The organism is Streptosporangium sp. NPDC049046 (genome assembly GCF_040649155.1).
Lineage (GTDB): Bacteria > Actinomycetota > Actinomycetes > Streptosporangiales > Streptosporangiaceae > Streptosporangium.
Map to the genome: position 1 here is coordinate 19,576 of NZ_JBEZEZ010000034.1, position 19,224 is coordinate 38,799.

Sequence of the window (19,224 nt, forward strand, 5' to 3'; positions counted from 1 at the left end):
TCCCCTGCGAAGTCAGGGAGAACCCCTATGGCTCCGCCGCCCGCCCGCGCGGGACGCTTCGACTGTTCACCACAAGCCCCTGAACGGACGCCTCCACGAGGTGATCCGGTCATCTCGCCATGGCTTCATCTGCTTGGGAGGAGTGCGCATGACTGTGCTGGCGGTCGGCCTGGCGTTGCTGGGATCCCTGTTCTTCGCACTCGGTGCCGCGCTGCAGCAGTTCGAGGCGGCGGGCACGCCCCACGCCGGCCTCGGCCGTCTCGCCCGGCGCCCCCGATGGCTGCTCGGCGGCCTGGCCATCGCGGGCGGCACGGCCCTGCACATCGTCGCGCTGAAATACGGCCCGCTCACGCTGGTGCAGCCGCTGGGCGTGGCCAGCCTCCTGTTCGCCCTGCCCTGCGCCGCGGCCCTGCGACACCGCAGGCCACGGCCCGGCGAGCTGGCCTCGGCCGCGGTGATCGCCGTCGGGCTGATCGGCCTGGTGATGGTCGTGCCCGAGCACGCGGGCAAACCCCACCTCAGCACCGGGGAGGCGGTGGCCCTGCTCGCGGGGGCGGCCACCGCCGCCCTGATGCTGTGGGCCCTCGCCAGGCGGGTCTCCCCCGCCGCGCGGGCCTGCCTGCTCGCCGTGGGGGCGGGCGTGCTGTACGGCGCGACCGCCACGCTCACCCGCGTCCTGGTCGACGGTGACTGGGAGTTCTGGTTCCTGCTCGCCGTCCCGATGCCCGCCCTGATCGCGCTGGTACTGCTCCAGCGCGCCTACGCCGTCGGCCACTTCGGCGTGGCGTTCGCCGCCCTGCAGGTGGCCGACCCCCTCACCGCCGTCGCCTTCGGTGCCCTCCTGCTCGGCGAACCCCTGCCGACGGGTGCGGCGAGCGCGCTCACCGCACTGGTGGCCGCCGCCCTCGTCGCGGGCGGAACCGTCGCGCTGGCCCGTACCACCCCGATGTCCCCCCACATGACGTGACAACACGACGAACGGAGCCTTGATGGCCATGTCAGCCACCACCCTGCAGCCCTCGGTAGCGGGTCCCACCCTCCTGCCCACCCGGCCCCGCCGGGTGCTGATCGGGGCCGACACCTACCCGCCGGACGTGAACGGTGCCGCCTACTTCGCCCACCGGCTCGCCCAGGGACTGGCCGAGCGGGGGAACGAGGTCCACGTGGTGTGCGCCTCGGACGAGGGACCGGCCAGGACCGATCACCTGGACGGGGTGACCGTGCACCGGCTGCGCTCGGCGCCGGTGCTGGTCCACCCGACCATGCGGGTCACGGTGCCGACCCGGCTGGACCGGCTGATCGACAGGATCGCCCCCGACGTCGTCCACGTGCAGGCGCACTTCGTCGTCGGCCGCGCGGCCATCTCCGCCTCCCGGCGCGCGGGCGTCCCCGTCGTGGCGACCAACCACTTCATGCCGGACAACCTCTTCCAGTTCGCGCACATCCCCGGCCGCCTCCGCGAGGGGGCGGGAGCGCTGGCCTGGAGGGACTTCAACCGCGTCTACTCCAGGGCCGACCGCGTCACCACGCCCACCCGGATCGCGGCCGGGCTGCTCACGGCCAAGGGTTTCGGCCCGCCGGTGGAGCCCATCTCCTGCGGCATCGACCTGGCGAGGTTCCAGCCGCGCCCCGAGCCGAAGGCGTGGTCCCGCGGGGCCTTCGGCCTGCCCGACCGGGACACGATCGTGTTCGTCGGCCGGCTGGACGAGGAGAAGCGGCTGGACGAGCTCATCCGCGCCCTGCCGCACGTGCTCAACAACGTCGACGCGCAGATCGCGCTGGCGGGCACCGGAGGGCAGCGGGCCGCGCTCGCCAGGCTCGCCGACCGGATCGGGGTCGGGGACCGGGTGTCCTTCCTCGGGTTCGTACCCGACGAGACGCTGCCCCAGGTGTACGCCGCCGGCGACGTCTTCGCCATGCCGGGCGTCGCGGAACTGCAGAGCATCGCCACGCTGGAGGCGATGGCCAGTGGCCTGCCGGTCGTCGCCGCGGACGCGATGGCCCTGCCGCACCTGGTACGGCCCGGCGAGAACGGTCACCTGTTCCAGCCCGGCGACGTCCAGGAGCTGGCCAGGCACCTGACCGCCCTGCTCGTCTCGCCCCAGGAGCGGGCCACGATGGGCGCCGCGAGCCGTTCCATCGCACTGACCCACGACCACCAGGCATCCCTCGCCCGGTTCGAGAGGATCTACCAGGAGGTGGCGCGATGAGGTCCGGGGCGATCGCGTTCGGAGACGGTCCGCGAGGAGACGCCGCGACGAACTCCACGTCCGGATTTCAGGAAGGCCGCGTGACGGACTCCGAGACGACCGGCCGGGGGGTGCGGCGGTGAACGAGCGCCCGCCGTCCGCCTGGCCGGGGGTGGCCGGGCCGCTGGTCGCCCTGGCGGCGATGGGCTACGCGCACCTGGTCGCGGCGGACACGGTGAACCCGATGGGTGGCCTGATCAGTGACTACGCGCTGCGTGACGGCAGCGCCTGGGCGATGGTGGTCGGCACGACCGCCCTGGCCATGGGCTGTCTGTGGGTCGCGTACCTGCTCGTCCGGGTGGAGCCGGTGCGCGGCGCGGCGGCGCGGGCGCTGTTCGTCGCCTCGGCGCTGGGACTCCTGCTCACCGCCGCGTTCCCCACCGACGCGGCGCCCGGCGTCGTCTCGGTCGCCGGGGAGATCCACCGCTGGTCGGCGGCCGTGGTCCTCACCGCGCTGCCCTGCGCGGGCTGGATGCTCGGCCGCCGGTCGGGGAACGGCCCCCTGGCGGCGGTCTCCGTCTTCTCGACGGGGCTGCTCGTCTGGTTCCTCGCCGCCCACCCGGGCTCGCTCGTCTCGGAGCTGATCGAGGGCGCCGACCACTACGGCCTGGCGCAACGCCTGCTGGTGCTCTCCCAGATGACGCTGATCCTGATGGCCGCCCTCTGGGCGGGTCACCGCGACGACGCGTCCGCTCACCGGTCGGCCGTACGGGCGCGTGACCTGGCGATTCCCGCCCAGCTCAGCCCTGGCGACAGCCCTGACGACACCCGCCATCCTCGCCAGCCGATCGGTCTCGGCTGACGGCGAAGCGGCTCCCTTGAATCGCTCATGGTCGAGTAAACGAGACATGTGGCACGTACCGATCGCGGCCTTACCTACGCTAACGTAGGTTACGGTTCCGTAGTCTTCGAGGGAGAAACCTGATGCGAGAGTTCAGTGAGACCGAGCTGCTGCTCGAACTTGAGCCTGTCGTCGCGGGGGAGCTGGACCGGCACCACAAGGTGGCCAAGGAGTGGTTCCCGCACGAGTACGTTCCCTGGTCGGAGGGGCGCAACTACGACGGCCTCTACGGCGGGGACGCCTGGGTCGAGACCGACACCAAGATCCCCGAGGAAGCCCGCATCTCCCTCATCGTCAACCTGCTGACCGAGGACAACCTCCCCAGCTACCACCATGAGATCGCCACCACCCTGGGCCGCGACGCGGCGTGGGGCACCTGGGTGCACCGCTGGACCGCCGAGGAGGGCCGCCACGGCACCGCGATCCGCGACTACCTCACGGTCACCCGCGCGGTCGACCCGGTCGCGCTGGAGCGCGCCCGGATGGTGCACATGAGCGAGGGCTTCACCAACTCCTACGACGGTGTGCTCGCCTCGGTGGCGTACGTCTCCTTCCAGGAGCTGGCCACCCGCATCTCGCACCGCAACACCGGCAAGGCCTCCGAGGACCCGAACTGCGAGCGGCTGCTCGCCAGGATCGCCGCCGACGAGAACCTGCACATGCTCTTCTACCGCAACCTGCTCAACGCGGCCTTCCAGCTCACCCCCGACCAGACCATGCGCGCGGTGACCGACGTCGTCACCACCTTCCAGATGCCGGGGACCGGCATCGAGGGCTTCACCCGCAAGGCCATGACCATCGCCAACGCCGGCATCTACGACCTGCGCCTGCACATCGACGACGTCCTGCAGCCGGTCCTGCGCCAGTGGGACGTGGCCAACATGAAGGGCCTCGGCGCCGAGGGTGAGAAGGCCCGCGAGGAGCTCTACGACTTCCTCGCCCGGCTGGAGACCACCGCCTCCCGCTTCGTCGAGCGCCGCGAGGCCCGCCGCGCCCGCCAGGCCGCCGACGCCTGAGGCGCCTTTTCTCCGGAGGGGCCGCCGCGGCGCGGTCCCTCCCCACGACTCACCTCAGGCCCGCAGTCGCCAGAGCGCACTGACCGGCAACGCCTTCAGCATCTCGTCGATGACGAGCAGATCTGAATGCTCCCCGAAGGTGTCGGACCCTCCCGTGCGGCAGCCAGGGTCTCCGGACGGTCCGGACTTCGAATGATCGAGTTCTCTCTGGACCCTGCGATGAGAGCGGTCAGCGTGCTCTTTCCCGACTGCCGTGCCCCGTTGATCAGCGCCACTCGGGTGTCGGCGAGCGCCTCACGAATCAGACGCCCAGCATTACGGCCGACCACGCCTTCCAAGTGGTGTGACCAGCTCAGACATGCTCCCATCATGGGACCACATGACTGATCAGACGAGCACTCCGTGTCCGAACAGCCGCATGATCCGTGTCCCGCTGGACGTACCCACCGTGTCCGTTTGGACGTGTCTTCTCTGGCGCCGCTCAGCGGTGATCGCCGCTCGTCGCCGACCTTCGCAGGTATGCCTCAGGCGGCCGAGGCCAGTTCGCGCGGTCGCGAGTGCTGGACGGCGGGCCTCAGGACCCTAAGGAAGGTCAACACCAGCACGGCCGCCAGACCGGTCGTGACCGGGGGGACGAGGAAGGCGAACGTCGCGCCGAAGCGGTCCACGAGCTGGCCCGCGACGGCCGCTCCCGCCGCGATGCCCATGCCCACGGAGCCGTTGAGCCAGGTGAACGCCTCGGTCCTCACCTCGGCGGGGACGAGGCCCTCGACCAGGGTGTAGCCGGTGATGATGGCCGGGGCGATGACGAACCCGGCCACGGCGGCTCCGGCGTACAGCGGCGGGAGCGATCCGGCGAACGTCAGGGCGACGGTGGCCGCGGAGAGCAGCCCGAGGGCGGCGGCCAGCCTGGCAGGGGCGCCGATCCGCCAGCGGACCACGCCGTAGAGGAGGCCGCCGACGAAACTCGCGCCGGAGAAGCACGCGTACACCGGTCCTGCGGCACCGGCCTGGCCGAGCGCCGCGGTGTAGGAGGTGACGCCCACCTGGAGGCTGCCGAAGACGGTGCCGAGGGCGACGAAGGCCCCTGCGAGCACGGCCACCCCGCGCAGCCGCAGCACCCCGCGCCGGGAACGGACCCGGACCGGCATCGGCTCCGGCGCTCCGCCGCGCACCCCCGCGAACACGAGCGTCCCCACCACGACCATGACCAGCGACCCCGACAGCGCCCACACCGGAGAGAACCCGGTCGAGATCGCGACGAGCAGCACCGGGGCGAGGGTGAAGGTCAGCTCGTCGGTGATGGATTCGAGGGCGAAGGCGGTGTCCAGCCTGCCCGACCTGCCGAGCACGTACGCCCAGCGGGCGCGGACCATCGAGCCGACCTGCGGCATCGTCGCCCCGGCCAGCGCCGAGACGACCACCAGCGAGACCGCCGAAGCGTGCGCCGAGGCGAGCACCAGCAGCGCGCCCAGCGCGACCGCGTGCACGACGACCTGCGGGACCAGCACCCTCGCCTGGCCGTACCTGTCGGCGAGCCGCCCGGTCCGCGGGCCGACCAGCGCGGGCGCCACCGCGGCCACCGCGGCGGCCACCCCGGCCACGCCGTAGGAGCCGGTGGACCAGTGCACGAGCAGCAGCACGCCGAGCTGGAGCATCGCGTTCGGCAGGCGCGCGGCGAAGGCGGGGAGGAGGAACCGCCAGGCTCCGGGCGTACTGAGCACGGCGAGGTACGACTTCAACGGATCTCCGTCCAACATCCAGACGGAGGCTCCGCCCGGCTCGGGAGCCCACCGGGGGTGGTGGGCTTCGACCGGGGTGATACCGCTCTCGCGGCCGCCGAGCGGTCATCGCTCGCGTCCCTGTGGAACGCGACAGCCATTTACCTTACGTCACGAACCGCCGTCTTCCGCAGCCGGCCTCTCTCCGGCCGAGGTCGCGGGTCAACCGGCCGAACGGCCCAGTGACTGTCGCCGGGAGGCACCGATGCTGCCGAGCAGGGTGAGTGCCTGGGCGCTGGGACCACCGGGTTCGGCGTGGTAGATGATCAGTTGCCGGCCGGGCGCGTCGCGCACGTCGAAGGCCTGGTAGGTAAGGATCAAAGGGCCGACGTCCGGATGCATGAGGTGTTTCGCGTCCCGGGTCTTGCCCCGCACCTCGTGCGCGCTCCACAGGGCCGCGAACTCGCCGCTCCGCTCGGTCAGGGTCCGTACGAGCTCGCGGAGCCGGGGATCCTCGGGATCGAAGCCGGCCGCCTGCCGCAGGTTGGCCACGGTGGCCTGGGCGGTCCAGTTCCAGCGGGTGTAGAAGTGCCGCCCGGCGGGGTCGAGGAAGGCCATCCGTGCCAGGTTGTCGGCGGGCTCGAAGGGCGAGAACAGAGCGTCGGCCAGCGCGTTGGCGGCGAGGATGTCCAGGGTGCGGTTGATGACAAACGCGGGAGTGTTCGGGTAGCCGTCCATCAGCTGGCGCAGTGCGGGACTGACCGTGTCCGGGATCCGGCCCGGCCGCTCGTCCGGCGCGGCGCCCGCCAGCCGGTACAGGTGCGCGCGGGCGTCGGCGTCCAGGTGCAGGGCACGGCTGAGCGCGTCGAGCACCTGAGGGGAGGGACGGCGTTCGCGCCCCTGTTCCAGGCGGGTGTAGTAGTCGGCGTTCATACCGGCCAGAACGGCGACCTCCTCACGCCGCAGTCCGGCGACCCTGCGGACCCCGTAGGTCACCATGCCGACGTCTTCCGGCCGCAGGCCCGAACGACGTGCGCGCAGAAAGTCTCCCAGCTCGTTGTTGGCCATGTCCCCAGGCTAGGCGGGCGGACGGCGGCCTGCCCGGGTGTGTCACACCCAGGACCTGCCCGGGTGTGCCGCAACGAGGGCGCTCGCCGCCTGGGTGCGGCGCACCCGGGCGGTGAGCGTCCTGGTTGACGGCCCGCACCCGGCCCAGACTCGATGCCGAAGGGCAGATCACCATGTACGGGAGAAGAGCATGACGAGAACCACCGATGACGGGAAGGTGGACGTGGTCGGCATGTGGGTGACCGCGGACGGCCACATCCGCCAGGAACTGCGAGCGGACGGCCGGTACGACGAGGCACGCGGCGGTCGGCGCAGCGCGTACACCGGCCGGTACACGGTGACCGGCGGCCATCTGGACTACGTCGACGACACCGGGTTCACCGCCACGGGTGACATCCGCGACGGTGTGCTCTACCACGAGCACCTCGTGCTGTACCGGGAGAAGGAGCGGGCATGAGGGCATCGGCCAAGGTCATCGCGGTCACCGGGGCGAGCAGCGGGATCGGCGAGGCGACCGCGCTCCGCCTGGCCGCCGACGGCCATCACCTCCTCCTCGGCGCGCGGCGTACGGACCGGCTGGAACAGTTGACAGCGAAGATCACCACCGACGGCGGCAGCGCCTCGTTCCGGCGGCTGGACGTCACCGACGCCGCCGACGTGCGGGCCTTCGTGTCCACCGCGCGGGAGCGGTACGGGCGACTGGACGTGATGGTCAACAACGCCGGCGTGATGCCGCTGTCACCGCTCGCGGAACTGAAGGTCGACGAGTGGGACCGGATGATCGACGTGAACGTCCGCGGGGTACTGCACGGCATCGCCGCCGCCCTGCCGGTCATGCGGGAGCGGGGCGGCGGGCACTTCGTGAACATCGCCTCCGTCGGCGCCTACGAGGTGTCGCCGACCGCCGCGGTGTACTGCGCCACCAAGTTCGCGGTGCGCGCGATCTCCGAGGGGCTGCGCCAGGAGTCCGCGGGCGACATCCGGGTGAGCGTCGTCTCCCCCGGCGTCACCGAGTCCGAGCTCGCCGACTCCATCTCGGACCCGATGGCCCGCGAGGCGATGAAGACCTACCGGTCGGTGGCCATCCCGGCAGAGGCGATCGCGGACGCCATCGCCTTCGCGATCAGCCGGCCCGCCGAGGTCGACGTCAACGAGATCGTGATACGCCCGGCCGCCGGCGCCCAGTGACGACGCCACGCCGGAGCCTGATCCGGAAACGGGTGACCGGGCTCCGGCGGGCGGACGACCGGACGGGATGGGGTGCACGACAGCACCGGGGCAGAACTCCCGAGCGCCGTCCGGCCGCCTCGAAATCTCGGCAGATCGAAAGGCAGGCGCTCGGCAGATCGAAAGCCACCCCTTCGGCAGATCGAAAGCATCCGCTTCGGCAGATTGAAAGTGATGACCGGCAGTAAACGATCTTTTCCATCGAGCGCTCGCGTGCCAGGAAAACCTTGTACGCAGGCCGCGAGGGCGAACCGGCAGGGGCCAGACGGGCGTCATGGGGTTCGAGCGCTGATCTTCTCCGTGTGGTGAAGGTCACCGTGGTCCCACGGGGAGCCGGTGCGGACGGCCGATCTCAGTGCGGGCCAGGACAGCGCCGCGAGGGCGGCGGCGAGGGCGGCGACGGCCACCATCGCCCCTGACAGGTCAGTCGTCTCGGCCCAGCGCCCGACGTAGACGGGACCGGCGAGGAAGCCGAGGTAGGCCACGGTGGCCACCACGGATGTCGCCCTCCCCCTGGCGGCCTCGCCGACCTGGGCGGCGACGACACCCATCAGCGTGGGGAAGAGCACCGCCGTACCGGCCGCGGCCAGGGCCAGCCCGAGCAGGACCACGGGAACGGACCGCGCGCCGGACACCAGCAGGGTTCCGGCCGCGGCCGTCACCGCGCCGGAGATCAGCACGACCGTGGCGTACCGGGAGCCGAGCGCGCCGGCGGCGAAGCGGGTGAGGGCGACGACGGCGGCGAAGACCGCCGGACCGGCCGAGGCGAGCGCGGGACCGGCGCCGGCCACGTCGGCGAGGTAGACCGCACCCCAGCTCTGGTGGGCGTTCTCCACCGCGAAGGCGAGCGCGCCCAGGCCACCGACCACGAGCAACGGGAACAGGCGCACGACATGCCGCCCCCGGGCGGCCCCCGCCGCGCCCGGGACGACATTCTCGGCATCCTCGGCGACCGAAGCGGCCCCCGCCGGAACCGGTGCGGTTTCCTCGTCGACCGGAGCGGCTTTCACCGTGTCCGGAGCGGCACTCCCGCCGACGGAGGGAATTCCCGCCGCCTCCCGGACGGCTCCCTCGGCGCCCGAGGCGGTTCGCCGGTCGGCCGCGACGCCGAGTGCCGCACCGGCCGAGGCCGCCGCGACCAGCAGGAACGGTACGACGACCGGCACCCCCAGGCCGCCGAGCAGCAGCCCTGCGGAGAGGCTGCCGACCACCACCATCGCGGAGAAGGTGCCGTGCGCGCGGGTGATGACCGGCCTGCCCGACGCCCGCTCCGCCGAGGCCGCCGCCGCGTTGATCGCGACATCGGCCGCCCCCGAGGAGGCCCCGAGCAGCGCCAGCCCCGCCGACAGGCTCCAGAGGTCGCGGCCCGCCACGGCCACCAGCGTCCCCACCGCACCGAGCGTGACCAGCAGGAACGCGGCCACCCGAAGCCCCCAGCGATCGACCGCCCTTCCGGTGACGAGCATCGCGGGCAGTGCTCCCGCCCCCACGAACAGCAGCGCCGTACCCAACTGCCCGTCGCCGAGCTCCGCCTGGGCGCGGATCGCGGGCACCGAGGCACCCCACACCCCCCAGAAAGCACCGAACGCGGCGAACCCCATATAAGCGGTACGCGCCCGAACTCTGCCCTTTCCTCCTGCCATATGTGTAACGATACACACATCAGTTGTGTATCGATACACAGATACCCTCGGACCATGAGCGGACGGACGACGCGACGCAGGGTGACCATGGCCGAGGTCGCCCGTGCGGCGGGAGTGTCGGTGATGACCGTCTCGTACGCCTACGGCCAGCCGGGCCGGGTCTCCGACGAGGCGCGGGCCAAGGTCCGCGAGGCCGCCGAGCGCCTCGGCTACCCCGGCCCGCACCCCGGCGCGCGCTCACTGCGCAGCGGCAGGACCGGCAACCTGGGCGTCGTCCTCGGCGAGCACCTCACCTACGCCTTCGACGACCCGCAGGCCACCCGTTTCCTGTCCGGTGTCGCCCAGGTCTGCGCCGACCACGGCATGGCACTCACGCTCGTCCCTGTCACGGGAAGCCCTTCCGACGTCGACCGGGTCACCGAGGCCGCCGTCGACGCCTTCGTGGTCTGGACGACCGCCGACGACGACCCCGTCATCGACGCCATCACCGCCACCGGTCTGCCCGCCGTGGTCCACGGCGGTCCGCGCCGCGACGGCCTCTCCTTCGTCGCCGCCGACGACCGCGGCGCGGCGGCGGCCGTGGGCCGCGAGGTCTTCGCGGGAGCGCGTCACCCGGGAGTGCTGAGCTTTCCCCTCGACCGCGCGAGGGTCTCCCGCGTCGCCTTCGGCGTCCCCGGCAGTCGTGTGCTTCCGGAAGCGAGCGACGCTCCCGGAAGCGGGCCTCCCCAGAACACCGGCACCGCTTCAGGAACCGCCGACAGCACCCCGGGCGTCACCGACGCCGGCTCCCGAACCACCTCGGCCGACGCGCCCGCGGGCATCGACCCCGACACCTCGACCTTCCGGGTCACCCGCCGGCGCCTGCGCGGCTACCGCGATGCCTGGGCGGAGACCGGCGGCGACTGGTCACAGGTCCGCGTGGCGGTCTGCTCCACCAACAGCGCACGGGAGGCCGAAACACTCGCGGCCGAGTTGCTCACCGGCCCGAACGCCTGCGACGCGATCGCCGCGATGAGCGACGAACTGGCCCTCGGCGTCCTGCGCGCCGCCACCCACCTGAGCCTCACCGTGCCCGGTGACCTCACCCTCAGCGGCTGGGACGACTCCGACGCCGCCGCCCCGGCCGGGCTCACCACGATCGCCCAGTCCCTACGCGACCAGGGCGCCCGCTGCGCCCGCACCGCCCTCGGCCACCTCACCCCGGCCGACCGGGACACCGACGTCGCCTGGCACCTGATCAGCCGCACCTCCACCCGACGATCTTGAGTGGACTTTTTCTCCCCGGACGACCCAGGAAACATGGCTTCCCTGTAGGAATGGTACGTAGGTGTCGTGTACGGATGGCCGTTTTTCTATTTTTCTTATTTCCTGACTTTTCCATCTCTTGCCCGCTACCATCGCAACCCGGAAACACCTAACAATTCCGATGATGGAGTGTCAACGTGGGCGAACACACTGCCAACCTAATGCCGTTTAAGTAGGGGTTTGTACTGGTAGCGTCCGCCGGGTGGCGGAGTGGATCAAGGGTGCTGGATCTGGTAGGCCTGGGGGCGTTGACGTCGCTGGTGCCGAGGCAGGTCTTGGACGAGGCGATCGACCTGCACGGATGCCGTGAGGAGCGGGTGCGGAAGCTCCCCGCGCATGTGATGCTCTACCTGCTGATGGCGTTGTGCCTGTTCGCGGACGACGACTATGAGGAGGTCGCGGAGAAGCCGACCGGCCTGCTCACGGCGGCGCCGGGAACGCGATGGGAGCCACCGACGCGTGGAGCGGTTACCCAGGCCCGGCAGAGGTTGGGGGCCGGGGTTGGGTCACCCCGAGCTGGTTGGAGGCTCCGATACCTGGAAGGGCGAGGAGTTATGGCACCACCGAGGAAATATGCCCCTGAACTGCTGGAACGCGCTGTCCGTATGGTTTTTGAGCTGCGTGCGGCCGGTGAGGGGGCGGGCGTGCCGGCCCGGGTCGCCGATCGGCTCGGGGTGCACCGTGAGGCGTTGCGGACCTGAGTGCGCCAGGCCGAGGTCGATGGCGGGAAACGTCCGGGGATCTCGACGTCCGACGCCCGGCGGATCACCGAACTCGAGAGCGCGAGAATCGCGAGTTGCGTCGGGCGAACGAGATCCTGAAAGCCGCCTCGGCGTATTTCGCCCGGGAACTCGATCCCAAACTGCCACGCCAGTCGAGTTCATCGACACCCATCGCGAGCGGTTCGGCGTGAAGGCGTCGTCGATGACCTTGTTCACCATTCCGGTAGGGGTGTTCAATACACTTCCATCCGCTATACGGAACGACTTGACAAGGTTGGTGCGGCTCGTTCTGTGGGCGGCAAGGGTGATTCGTATGGCAATGCCGTCGCGGAGTCGCTGAACAGTCTCTACAAGAAGGAGCTCATCGAGTTTCATGGCGGCTGGAAAGGTGTCATGGATGCGACGATTGCCACCATGGAGTGGGTTGCCCGGCATAATTCCGAAAGGCTACATTCTTACTGCGGAAACGTTCCTCCAACTGAGTGCGAGGGGACGTTCCACCGGTCAACCGTCAGCACCTTCCTGGCGATCGAAAACCAAGCGATCCAGCCTCCGACTTCGCCGGGGCGGCCCAGGTTCCAGGAGTTCCGCGAGTCGAGGGGAAAATTTATCCACAACAACCCACCAAGGCGCGATTTATTTAAAAAGCCTTATAAAGACCCTGATCCACATTTGCAATATCGTGGCCTGTCGCCGATCTGCTTCCCGCAGAGGGAAGAGTTCATGCTCCTTCCGCCGCGGAGACGGCACGGATACGCGCATTTCGGAATCCACGTCATCATGCCGCCGAACTCAGCCTCCCTGCCTCGTATCAACGATCAGATCGACGCAGTCTCCATACCGAGTATCAGGCGCGACCGCTCGCGCCGACGTGGCGGTCGGCAGAGCCTGCAGGGGAGATCAGCGCAATGAAGGATTTGAACTCACAGGGGTCGGGGTGCACCCCAGGCCCGTCGACAAACCATCCGGCTGTTACCGCAGGCACCGATCAGCTGCGAGAACTGCTGGAGCAGCATTACCCGTCCTACTACCTTCAGATTGTCAAGTCACACCCGCACGGCGCTCGATACCAGCTTCTCCACAGAGGAAAGATCGCTCTGTACACCGCGTCGTACGGGGCAGAGATTCGTACCGGGACGTCGGAGTCGTTTAACTTCTACGCGATCATGCCGTTGCGAGGGGGCGGCGAGGTGACACTCAACGGAGGGGACGTCACCGCACCGATCTCCCTCATAGGCCCCCAGCAGAAGATCGACATGCATTGGAGCCTCGATCACGAAGTGACAGTGATGCAGATTCCTTCGGCACTCCTGCAGGAGACGCTTGAGACCTACCTGGGTGATCCTCCCAAAGAGCGACTGCGGTTCGAACCAGGGGTGAATACCACCAGCGCGCTCGGGCACACGTTCAGAATGCTGTCGTCGGCCGGTACCGGCGGTACGCTGCCCTTCGCAGCCTCGAAGCTGGCCGAGCATCACTTCGAACAGTTCCTGCTGCACACCTTGCTCTCCTCCCAGTCCCACAATTACTCCCACGAACTCGGCGAGATCCCCGCCTCGTGGATCCCTGCCGCTCTTCGGCGTGCGACCCGCTATTGCGAAGATCACGCCGGCGAACCGATCTGTCTTGGTGACATCGCCGCCGCGGCCAGGGTCAGCGTCCGCACCCTCCAGCTCGGCTTCCGCGAGCATCTGCAGTCCACCCCGATGGCCTATCTCCGTTCCGTACGGCTGGCTCACGCCCATGCCGATCTGGTCCGTGCCGCCGAGACGGACAGCCAGACAACCGTCACGGATGTGGCCCTCCGGTGGGGATTCACCCATCTCGGCCGTTTCGCGGCCCTGTACCGGCAGACCTACGGCCGACCGCCGTCCAGCACCCGGCAAGGACATCGGTGAGCGTGACAGCCGCTCCACCCGAGCAGGCCGGTCGGCCGGTGGTGACAGGGAACTCGGCGATCAGCGGCTTCATCCGCCGGGCACTTCGATCCGGTCGAGGCTGATCACCGTGCTGCCGGAAGCGGGTGCCTGGTTTGCTCGTTCGAGGTTGATCGTTACCGCTGCGATGGTTTGCCGCACCCTGATCATGGCCGCGATGTCGCCCAGTTGTTCGGCTGCTTTCAGAGCGAGCCGCTGGATGTCGGCTTTCGTGTGCCAGTCGCTCTGATGATCGCACCAAGGCGTCAACGCCGCCGCCAACTGGATGACATGGGAGGGGAAGTCGTTCGTCAGCGCCTGGCGCAGAACGGTGGACAGGACCGCGTGCTCGGCCCGAAACCAATCCAGCGCCTGCCGGCGGTGTACAAGACGCTCCGGCCGTACGCCTGGCGCCGGAGGGTTGGGAACGATCAGGAGCGCCTCCGGCGCCAGTAGCCGCGCGGCTCGGCATGCGGTGTGCAAGTAGTGCTCGATCACCCGCCGTGCCGCCTGCTGACGGATCTGGACGCCGGCCAGATCATGCGCGTAAGTGCGAAGCAGGTTGTGCAGCATGAACCTGCCGGGAACGGCCTCGGCCACCAGGTGCGCTTCCAGGAGAACATCCAGAAGCCGGTCGGCCTGCAACTGGTCGACGGCCGCCAGACTGGCCACAGCCGCTCGGGCGATGTCCGGCCCCGGATGGATCGCCAGCAACGAGAACAGGCGGGCCGCATCGGAGGGCAGGAGGTCGTAGGAGCGCGAGAACACGGTGCGCATGTCGGTGCGGGCATCCCGGGTGGCCAGCACACTGACATCGGTACGGACACGACGCAGATCGGCCGAGAGCGCCGCGAGCGGGACGGACGGTGTCGCGGTCGCGCGGCCCGCCGCAATGGCCAGGGGCAGGGGAAGCCGCCCGCACAAATCGATGATCTCATCGGTGGCGCGCGCGTCGGCCTCGATGCACTCACGGCCCAACCGGCGGGTGAGCAACTGCCGGGACTCGCGATAGGTGAGAACGTCCAGCGTGAGCAACGCAGCCGCGTGCTGGCTGACCAAGCTGCTGAGCCCCTGTCGGCTGGTGATCACAACCATGCATTCGGTACCCCCGGGCAGCAGCCACCGTACCTGCTCGGCATCGCGGGCATTGTCGAGCAGCACCAGCGCGCGCCGGCCTGCCAGCAGTGTCCGATACAGCGCGATCATGGCCTGTGGATCCACCGGGATCTGGGGTTTGGGCACGCCCAAGGTCTGCAGAAAGCCGGACAGAGCCTCGTGCGGGTCCAGTGCGCTCTCGCCCGGCCCGAATCCCTGGAGATCGACGTACAGCTGGCCGCCCGGGAAGCGCTCAGTGGCCAGGTGTGCCCAGTGCACGGCCAGGCAGGTCTTGCCGACGCCGGCGGTGCCGGTGATGACGCAGACCCTGCTGCTCCCGCTGAGCAACCCGTCCAGCCGCTTCAGCTCCTCGTCCCGGCCGGTGAACTCGGCTACGTCCACCGGGAGCTGGCGTGGCGTGATCGGCACCCCCCACACCGCCCGATCCTGCAGCAGGTCGGCGTGAATACGCTGCAGCTCCGCGGATGGGGCGGTGCCCAGTTCCTCGCTCAGCCTGCGCCTGAGCCGCTCGTATGCCGACAGGGCTTCAGCTCGTCTGCCACAGCCGTCCAGCGTCAGGAGCAGGCGCCCCCACAACGGCTCGTGCAGTCGATGATGGGCTGCCAGCTTGCGGGCCTCGGGCACCAACGCGCTGTGGCGCCCCGCGGCCAGTCCCAAGTCGATCCACCGCTCCGCAGCCGACACATGAAGCTCCAGCAGGTGCGCGGCATCGGCCCCGTGCAGTGCCGGGGAGTCGATCCCTTCGAACGGCTGCCCCCGCCACAGGGCCAACGCCTGCTCCAGGGGCGCCAGCTCGGCTTCGGTGCCCCGCACCGGCGTCGCCTCGGCAAGCAGCCGGCGAAACAGCAGCGCGTCGACCTGATCATGGGCCACCTGCATCTGGTAGCCCAGTGACGTCGTCTTGATCACCTCGGCGCCGAGCGTGTTGCGCAGCCGGGCTATATAGGTATGGACGCTGCGCCGGACGTTGTCCGGCAGCCCCCCCGCCCATACCACCGAGGCCAGCCGGTCCACCGACACCGTCTCGCCTGCCGACAGTGCCAAGACGGCCAGCAGCGTCCGCAGGCGGTTCGAACCCAGTTCGACCTGGTCCGCCCCTATTCTCACTTCAAAGGGACCCAGTACGGCCACGTGCAGCCCCCTCCCAGCGCCCGTGTTCATGCGAACCGGCCTTTCGGAATTCGACGGCCCTCGGTCATTCGGTGGACGAGCATCCACTCATTGCGGCTCTTCGTCCCCAGGTGGTACGGGCGACTCTGTGGTCTTGACGGACGGTTACGGCCTCGCACGGGTGGCCGGCCTGCTGGAACTGCAGGACCGGAACCCGCGCCAGGCACGCGAGAGACAGAGCAGGGCGGCACCGTGTGAAGAAATCCTTCCGCGAAGTCCTCGTCATGGAACAGCACACCCGCGCGTTCCGAATCCGGTGGTGGCGGAACGGATGCGGTCCCGATCGCGCGGGCGGTGCACCTCCTGCGTCGATTTCCGCCTCATCGTATGAGATGCGCGGATAAGCCTAATTACACACAACCACGGGAAATATCCACGTCACGTCCTATCCACTGCGCGTTCGGGATAGCGGAAGCATCACCGGGGACGCTTTCAAGACGCACATGGTCACGCCGGTCCGCAGAGGTCGTCGCGCCATGTCACACGGAACCCGTCCCCCTGGCGACCCGGCAGCGGGCTCCTGCACGGGCACGGGTAGGAGAAGTCCTTTTCCTGGCGTTCGAATTCGCTTTGTGGATGGACGGATTCACGCCTTCAGCAGCCTGGTCGAAGCCGGCGAGGGCGGAGGGGGAAAATCCAGGGTGCGGCAACGTCACGTTGCGCGGCCAGGAGGCGATCGCCGACACCGGCCGCACCGACCAGGGGGGTGATCGGTGGATCAGCGGATGTGTTCAGCCTGCCGATCCACCGATCCGGGCCGCGCCAAGACCGCACCGGGGCCGTCAGAAGACAGGCAGGGCGGGGGCCATGCCGAGGCGGACACGTCCGGCGGATTCGAAGAAACCGGCGGAGTGGTTGTGGTGCTGGAGCGCCACCATCCCGTCGCGGAAGAGCCGCTCGACGGCGTTGCCCCGATAGATCGAGGTGGAGCCGCCGAGCTCGTACATGGCCGTCAGCACTTCACGGCTGACCTGCGCGGCGTGACTCATCGCGGCGCGCAGTGCGGCTCGTCGCTCGAGGGTGACGGGCTCGGCGTTCTCTCCGGCGAGGTCAAGGTCTCGCGCCGTGGACAGCAGCAGCAGCCGGGCTGCCCGCAGCGCGGCTTCGGACCGTGCGATGACCGCCTGGGTGTGTGCCGACTTGGCAAGCGTGCCGCCGGTCATCGTCCTTTTGGAGAGCGCGAGGGCCACCGTCTCCTCGATGGCGGTCTGGGCGACCCCGAGGACGACGGCAGAGCAGCCGGGGACGACGAGCGAGGGTATGTAGCCCTGGTAGCGGGGCCGTTGGATGCGGGCCGGCACGTCCACGCGCACGACCAGTTCGTCGGACACCATGGCGTCCTCGACCACGACATCGTGGCTTCCCGAGCCGAGCAGGCCGCCGGCATGCCAGGTGTCCTTGACGGACAGCTGCTCCCGGCGCAGCATGAAGAACCGTACGTCGAGCATGCCCTCCTCTGTCAGGAGCACGTCGTCGCCCTCTTTGATGTAGGCGGCCGCGGCGAACCAGTCGGCGTGACTGATACCGCTGACAAGCTTCCAGTAACCGGATAGCCGGTAACCCCCTTCGCACGGGACAGCGATCCCCAACATGCTCGATGCCGCGAAGACCGGCTCGGGACCCGGTCCCCAGATCCGGGCGTTACCCGGCTCGTCGAGCAGCGCGCCGATGAACCCCCAATTGGCATTCCACACGATCCACCCCGCGGAGGCGTCGAGCCGGCCGAACCCCTCGTACACCTTCAGTACGGTCTCCAGCGGGGCCTCGAAGCCGCCGAGCTCCCGCGGCGTGAGCAGGCGGAAGGCGCCGCTGTCCCGCAACTCCCGCACCAGCTTCTCGGGGAGGTCCCGCCCGGCTTCCATTTCGCCGGTGGCCGCGCTGATGGCGGGCTCCAGTTGCGCGGGAAGATCCAGCAGGTGGGCTGTCTGCATGGTCATGTGCTCACTTCATTCGTGGGGGACGAAGAACATCTTCTTGTTGACGAGAGAGCCGAATTCCAGGGAAAACAGCGGATAAGCGACAGCCTCGCCGCCGCACCAGAGCACCTGAGTCACACCGAATGCGCCTCGATCAGTTTTCGCGGGCGGCGGAACGGGGCGATCGGCCGCGTCACCGCCTTTTCACGACGTCAAGGCGCGGATCCCACGTTGTCCTGGAGGGTACGCGCCAGGATGTACGCCAGGTAGGCCTCGTCGGCTATCGGCAGGCCGAGCCGGTTGTTCGTCATGTGGATGTATGACGCAAGCAGGTGCGGCAGCAGGATCTCGGGATCGGAGATCACCTTGGGCGCTCTGGAGGTGCCTGCCTTGACGAAGGTGAGCTTGCCGGCGGTCCCGAGTTCCAGCACCTGTTCACGCAGGGTCTCCCAGTGTCGCGCCCACATCGCCCGGAAGCCGGTCAACCGGTCCGGCTCTCCTCGCTGGATGCTGTTGTGCGTGTCCATGAACCGCGTCGTGAGCACGTCCTTCATCGAGTCGTAACACACGCGGTAGCTGGCGGTACTGTCTTCGACGATGCGGGTCGTCGAGCTCCAGTAGTCGAGGCCGAACGACGAGTTCCAGTAGTCGTGATAACGCTCCAGGAAGCGCGCCATCTGACGGGTGTCCCGCATGAAAGTGGAAACACTGATCATCATGAGCTGGGCGGCCAGGCCCAGCAGCACCGGCCGGACATGCACGTTGGCCGTCTGCAGCAGTTTGATCACCAGGTCGCTCGAGAATTCGAAGTGCCGCTCCGCGAGAGGTATTCCGACAGGCCCGCCGTAGCGATCGTATTCCGGATGATAGGGGCGGTAGTGGAATGTGTTGTTGCCCTGGACGGGTATCCGGCCGTCCGGGTACATCCGACGTCGCTCATTCTCGTCGGGATATTCCATGATGAACAGATCTTCCTGCGCTTTCAGCATGTCCTGGTCGAACTCGTAAAGCGCCGGCCGGCTCGACAGGAACTCCTGTACGGCGGCCTCGGCCGCCGCGCGGACCGCGGGTGTGGCCGCCTCCGTGGCCGGCTTCAGCCGCAGCCGGACGTGCGGGCCCTCCATCCAGTAATTGATGAAGAAGTACCTCTCCAGCAGTCCGCGATCACGAAGGTCACGCACCAGCGGTGCGACGCAGTCGGTGAGAATCGGCTGGGAATTGGCGCTGTAGAAGATGTGCAGCGCCTGCCACTCACCCGGCGAACGGGCAGGTCGCGCCCGAGAATCGTCGACGATGTACGGCTCTGATGTCATC

At 69.1% G+C, this 19,224-nt stretch carries 14 protein-coding genes and 2 pseudogenes; 10 read left to right on the plus strand and 6 right to left on the minus strand.

The features are described from left to right. Positions 1–148 precede the first annotated feature (148 nt). From AB0B96_RS34305 to AB0B96_RS34320, 4 genes are all read left to right on the plus strand, one after another. Positions 149–967 carry a DMT family transporter gene (locus AB0B96_RS34305; RefSeq protein ID WP_362905516.1) on the plus strand — a complete coding sequence of 273 codons (819 nt, stop codon included), beginning with the start codon at positions 149–151 and terminating at the stop codon, positions 965–967. A 22-nt stretch (positions 968–989) separates the two neighbouring features. After that, the gene (locus tag AB0B96_RS34310) at positions 990–2,210 is read left to right on the plus strand and encodes a glycosyltransferase (protein ID WP_362905518.1); all 1,221 of its coding nucleotides are present in this window, start codon (positions 990–992) and stop codon (positions 2,208–2,210) included. A 118-nt stretch (positions 2,211–2,328) separates the two neighbouring features. After that, positions 2,329–3,051 (plus strand): DUF998 domain-containing protein, encoded by a 723-nt coding sequence (locus tag AB0B96_RS34315; protein ID WP_362905520.1) that lies wholly within the window; start codon positions 2,329–2,331, stop codon positions 3,049–3,051. 122 nt (positions 3,052–3,173) lie between these two features. Further along, the gene (locus tag AB0B96_RS34320; RefSeq protein ID WP_362905522.1) at positions 3,174–4,106 is read left to right on the plus strand and encodes an acyl-ACP desaturase; all 933 of its coding nucleotides are present in this window, start codon (positions 3,174–3,176) and stop codon (positions 4,104–4,106) included. Between the two features lie 524 nt (positions 4,107–4,630). Here AB0B96_RS34320 and AB0B96_RS34325 read toward each other — a convergent pair. After that, a complete protein-coding gene (locus AB0B96_RS34325; protein ID WP_362905524.1) occupies positions 4,631–5,848 on the minus strand; it encodes an MFS transporter in 1,218 nt (405 codons plus the stop codon). Between the two features lie 201 nt (positions 5,849–6,049). After that, entirely contained in the window at positions 6,050–6,895 is an 846-nt protein-coding gene (locus AB0B96_RS34330; protein ID WP_362905526.1) for a helix-turn-helix transcriptional regulator, read from the minus strand. A 190-nt stretch (positions 6,896–7,085) separates the two neighbouring features. On the opposite strand from AB0B96_RS34330, the gene AB0B96_RS34335 reads away from it, so the two are divergent. Together AB0B96_RS34335 and AB0B96_RS34340 are read left to right on the plus strand one after the other, a co-directional pair. Beyond that, the gene (locus AB0B96_RS34335) at positions 7,086–7,352 is read left to right on the plus strand and encodes an Atu4866 domain-containing protein (protein ID WP_350948629.1); all 267 of its coding nucleotides are present in this window, start codon (positions 7,086–7,088) and stop codon (positions 7,350–7,352) included. Next, on the plus strand, positions 7,349–8,083 hold the full coding sequence (locus tag AB0B96_RS34340; RefSeq protein WP_362905528.1) for an SDR family oxidoreductase: 735 nt from the start codon (positions 7,349–7,351) through the stop codon (positions 8,081–8,083). Before AB0B96_RS34335 ends, AB0B96_RS34340 begins: the two co-directional genes overlap by 4 nt. Positions 8,084–8,394: 311 nt before the next feature. Here AB0B96_RS34340 and AB0B96_RS34345 read toward each other — a convergent pair whose 3' ends face one another. Further along, on the minus strand, positions 8,395–9,765 hold the full coding sequence (locus tag AB0B96_RS34345; RefSeq protein ID WP_362905530.1) for an MFS transporter: 1,371 nt from the start codon (positions 9,763–9,765) through the stop codon (positions 8,395–8,397). 54 nt (positions 9,766–9,819) lie between these two features. Between AB0B96_RS34345 and AB0B96_RS34350 the strand changes: the two genes are divergently transcribed. The 4 genes and pseudogenes from AB0B96_RS34350 (at position 9,820) to AB0B96_RS34365 (ending at position 13,690) form a co-directional block, all read left to right on the plus strand. Further along, positions 9,820–11,031, plus strand: coding sequence for a LacI family DNA-binding transcriptional regulator (locus tag AB0B96_RS34350; protein WP_362905532.1), 1,212 nt, complete (start codon positions 9,820–9,822; stop codon positions 11,029–11,031). Positions 11,032–11,291: 260 nt separating this feature from the next. Next, positions 11,292–11,555 (plus strand): annotated as a pseudogene (locus AB0B96_RS34355) (transposase domain-containing protein); the annotation flags it as partial. A gap of 69 nt (positions 11,556–11,624) precedes the next feature. Beyond that, positions 11,625–12,296 (plus strand): annotated as a pseudogene (locus AB0B96_RS34360) (integrase core domain-containing protein); the annotation flags it as partial. Positions 12,297–12,700: 404 nt separating this feature from the next. Beyond that, positions 12,701–13,690 (plus strand): AraC family transcriptional regulator, encoded by a 990-nt coding sequence (locus tag AB0B96_RS34365; protein ID WP_362905534.1) that lies wholly within the window; start codon positions 12,701–12,703, stop codon positions 13,688–13,690. Positions 13,691–13,759: 69 nt separating this feature from the next. Here AB0B96_RS34365 and AB0B96_RS34370 read toward each other — a convergent pair whose 3' ends face one another. From AB0B96_RS34370 to AB0B96_RS34380, 3 genes are all read right to left on the minus strand, one after another. Then, the gene (locus AB0B96_RS34370) at positions 13,760–15,955 is read right to left on the minus strand and encodes an AfsR/SARP family transcriptional regulator (RefSeq protein ID WP_362905536.1); all 2,196 of its coding nucleotides are present in this window, start codon (positions 15,953–15,955) and stop codon (positions 13,760–13,762) included. A gap of 821 nt (positions 15,956–16,776) precedes the next feature. After that, positions 16,777–17,931 carry an acyl-CoA dehydrogenase family protein gene (locus tag AB0B96_RS34375; protein WP_362905538.1) on the minus strand — a complete coding sequence of 385 codons (1,155 nt, stop codon included), beginning with the start codon at positions 17,929–17,931 and terminating at the stop codon, positions 16,777–16,779. 191 nt (positions 17,932–18,122) lie between these two features. After that, positions 18,123–19,223 carry a lantibiotic dehydratase C-terminal domain-containing protein gene (locus AB0B96_RS34380; protein ID WP_362905540.1) on the minus strand — a complete coding sequence of 367 codons (1,101 nt, stop codon included), beginning with the start codon at positions 19,221–19,223 and terminating at the stop codon, positions 18,123–18,125. Position 19,224 lies beyond the last annotated feature (1 nt).

Coding starts and splice junctions, on each gene's coding strand:
- AB0B96_RS34305 (WP_362905516.1), top strand. CDS start 149: ATGACTGTGCTGGCGGTCGGCCTGGCGTTGCTGGGATCCCTGTTCTTC.
- AB0B96_RS34310 (WP_362905518.1), top strand. CDS start 990: ATGGCCATGTCAGCCACCACCCTGCAGCCCTCGGTAGCGGGTCCCACC.
- AB0B96_RS34320 (WP_362905522.1), top strand. CDS start 3,174: ATGCGAGAGTTCAGTGAGACCGAGCTGCTGCTCGAACTTGAGCCTGTC.
- AB0B96_RS34330 (WP_362905526.1), bottom strand. CDS start 6,895: ATGGCCAACAACGAGCTGGGAGACTTTCTGCGCGCACGTCGTTCGGGC.
- AB0B96_RS34335 (WP_350948629.1), top strand. CDS start 7,086: ATGACGAGAACCACCGATGACGGGAAGGTGGACGTGGTCGGCATGTGG.
- AB0B96_RS34340 (WP_362905528.1), top strand. CDS start 7,349: ATGAGGGCATCGGCCAAGGTCATCGCGGTCACCGGGGCGAGCAGCGGG.
- AB0B96_RS34345 (WP_362905530.1), bottom strand. CDS start 9,765: ATGGCAGGAGGAAAGGGCAGAGTTCGGGCGCGTACCGCTTATATGGGG.
- AB0B96_RS34350 (WP_362905532.1), top strand. CDS start 9,820: ATGAGCGGACGGACGACGCGACGCAGGGTGACCATGGCCGAGGTCGCC.
- AB0B96_RS34365 (WP_362905534.1), top strand. CDS start 12,701: ATGAAGGATTTGAACTCACAGGGGTCGGGGTGCACCCCAGGCCCGTCG.
- AB0B96_RS34375 (WP_362905538.1), bottom strand. CDS start 17,931: ATGACCATGCAGACAGCCCACCTGCTGGATCTTCCCGCGCAACTGGAG.
- AB0B96_RS34380 (WP_362905540.1), bottom strand. CDS start 19,223: ATGACATCAGAGCCGTACATCGTCGACGATTCTCGGGCGCGACCTGCC.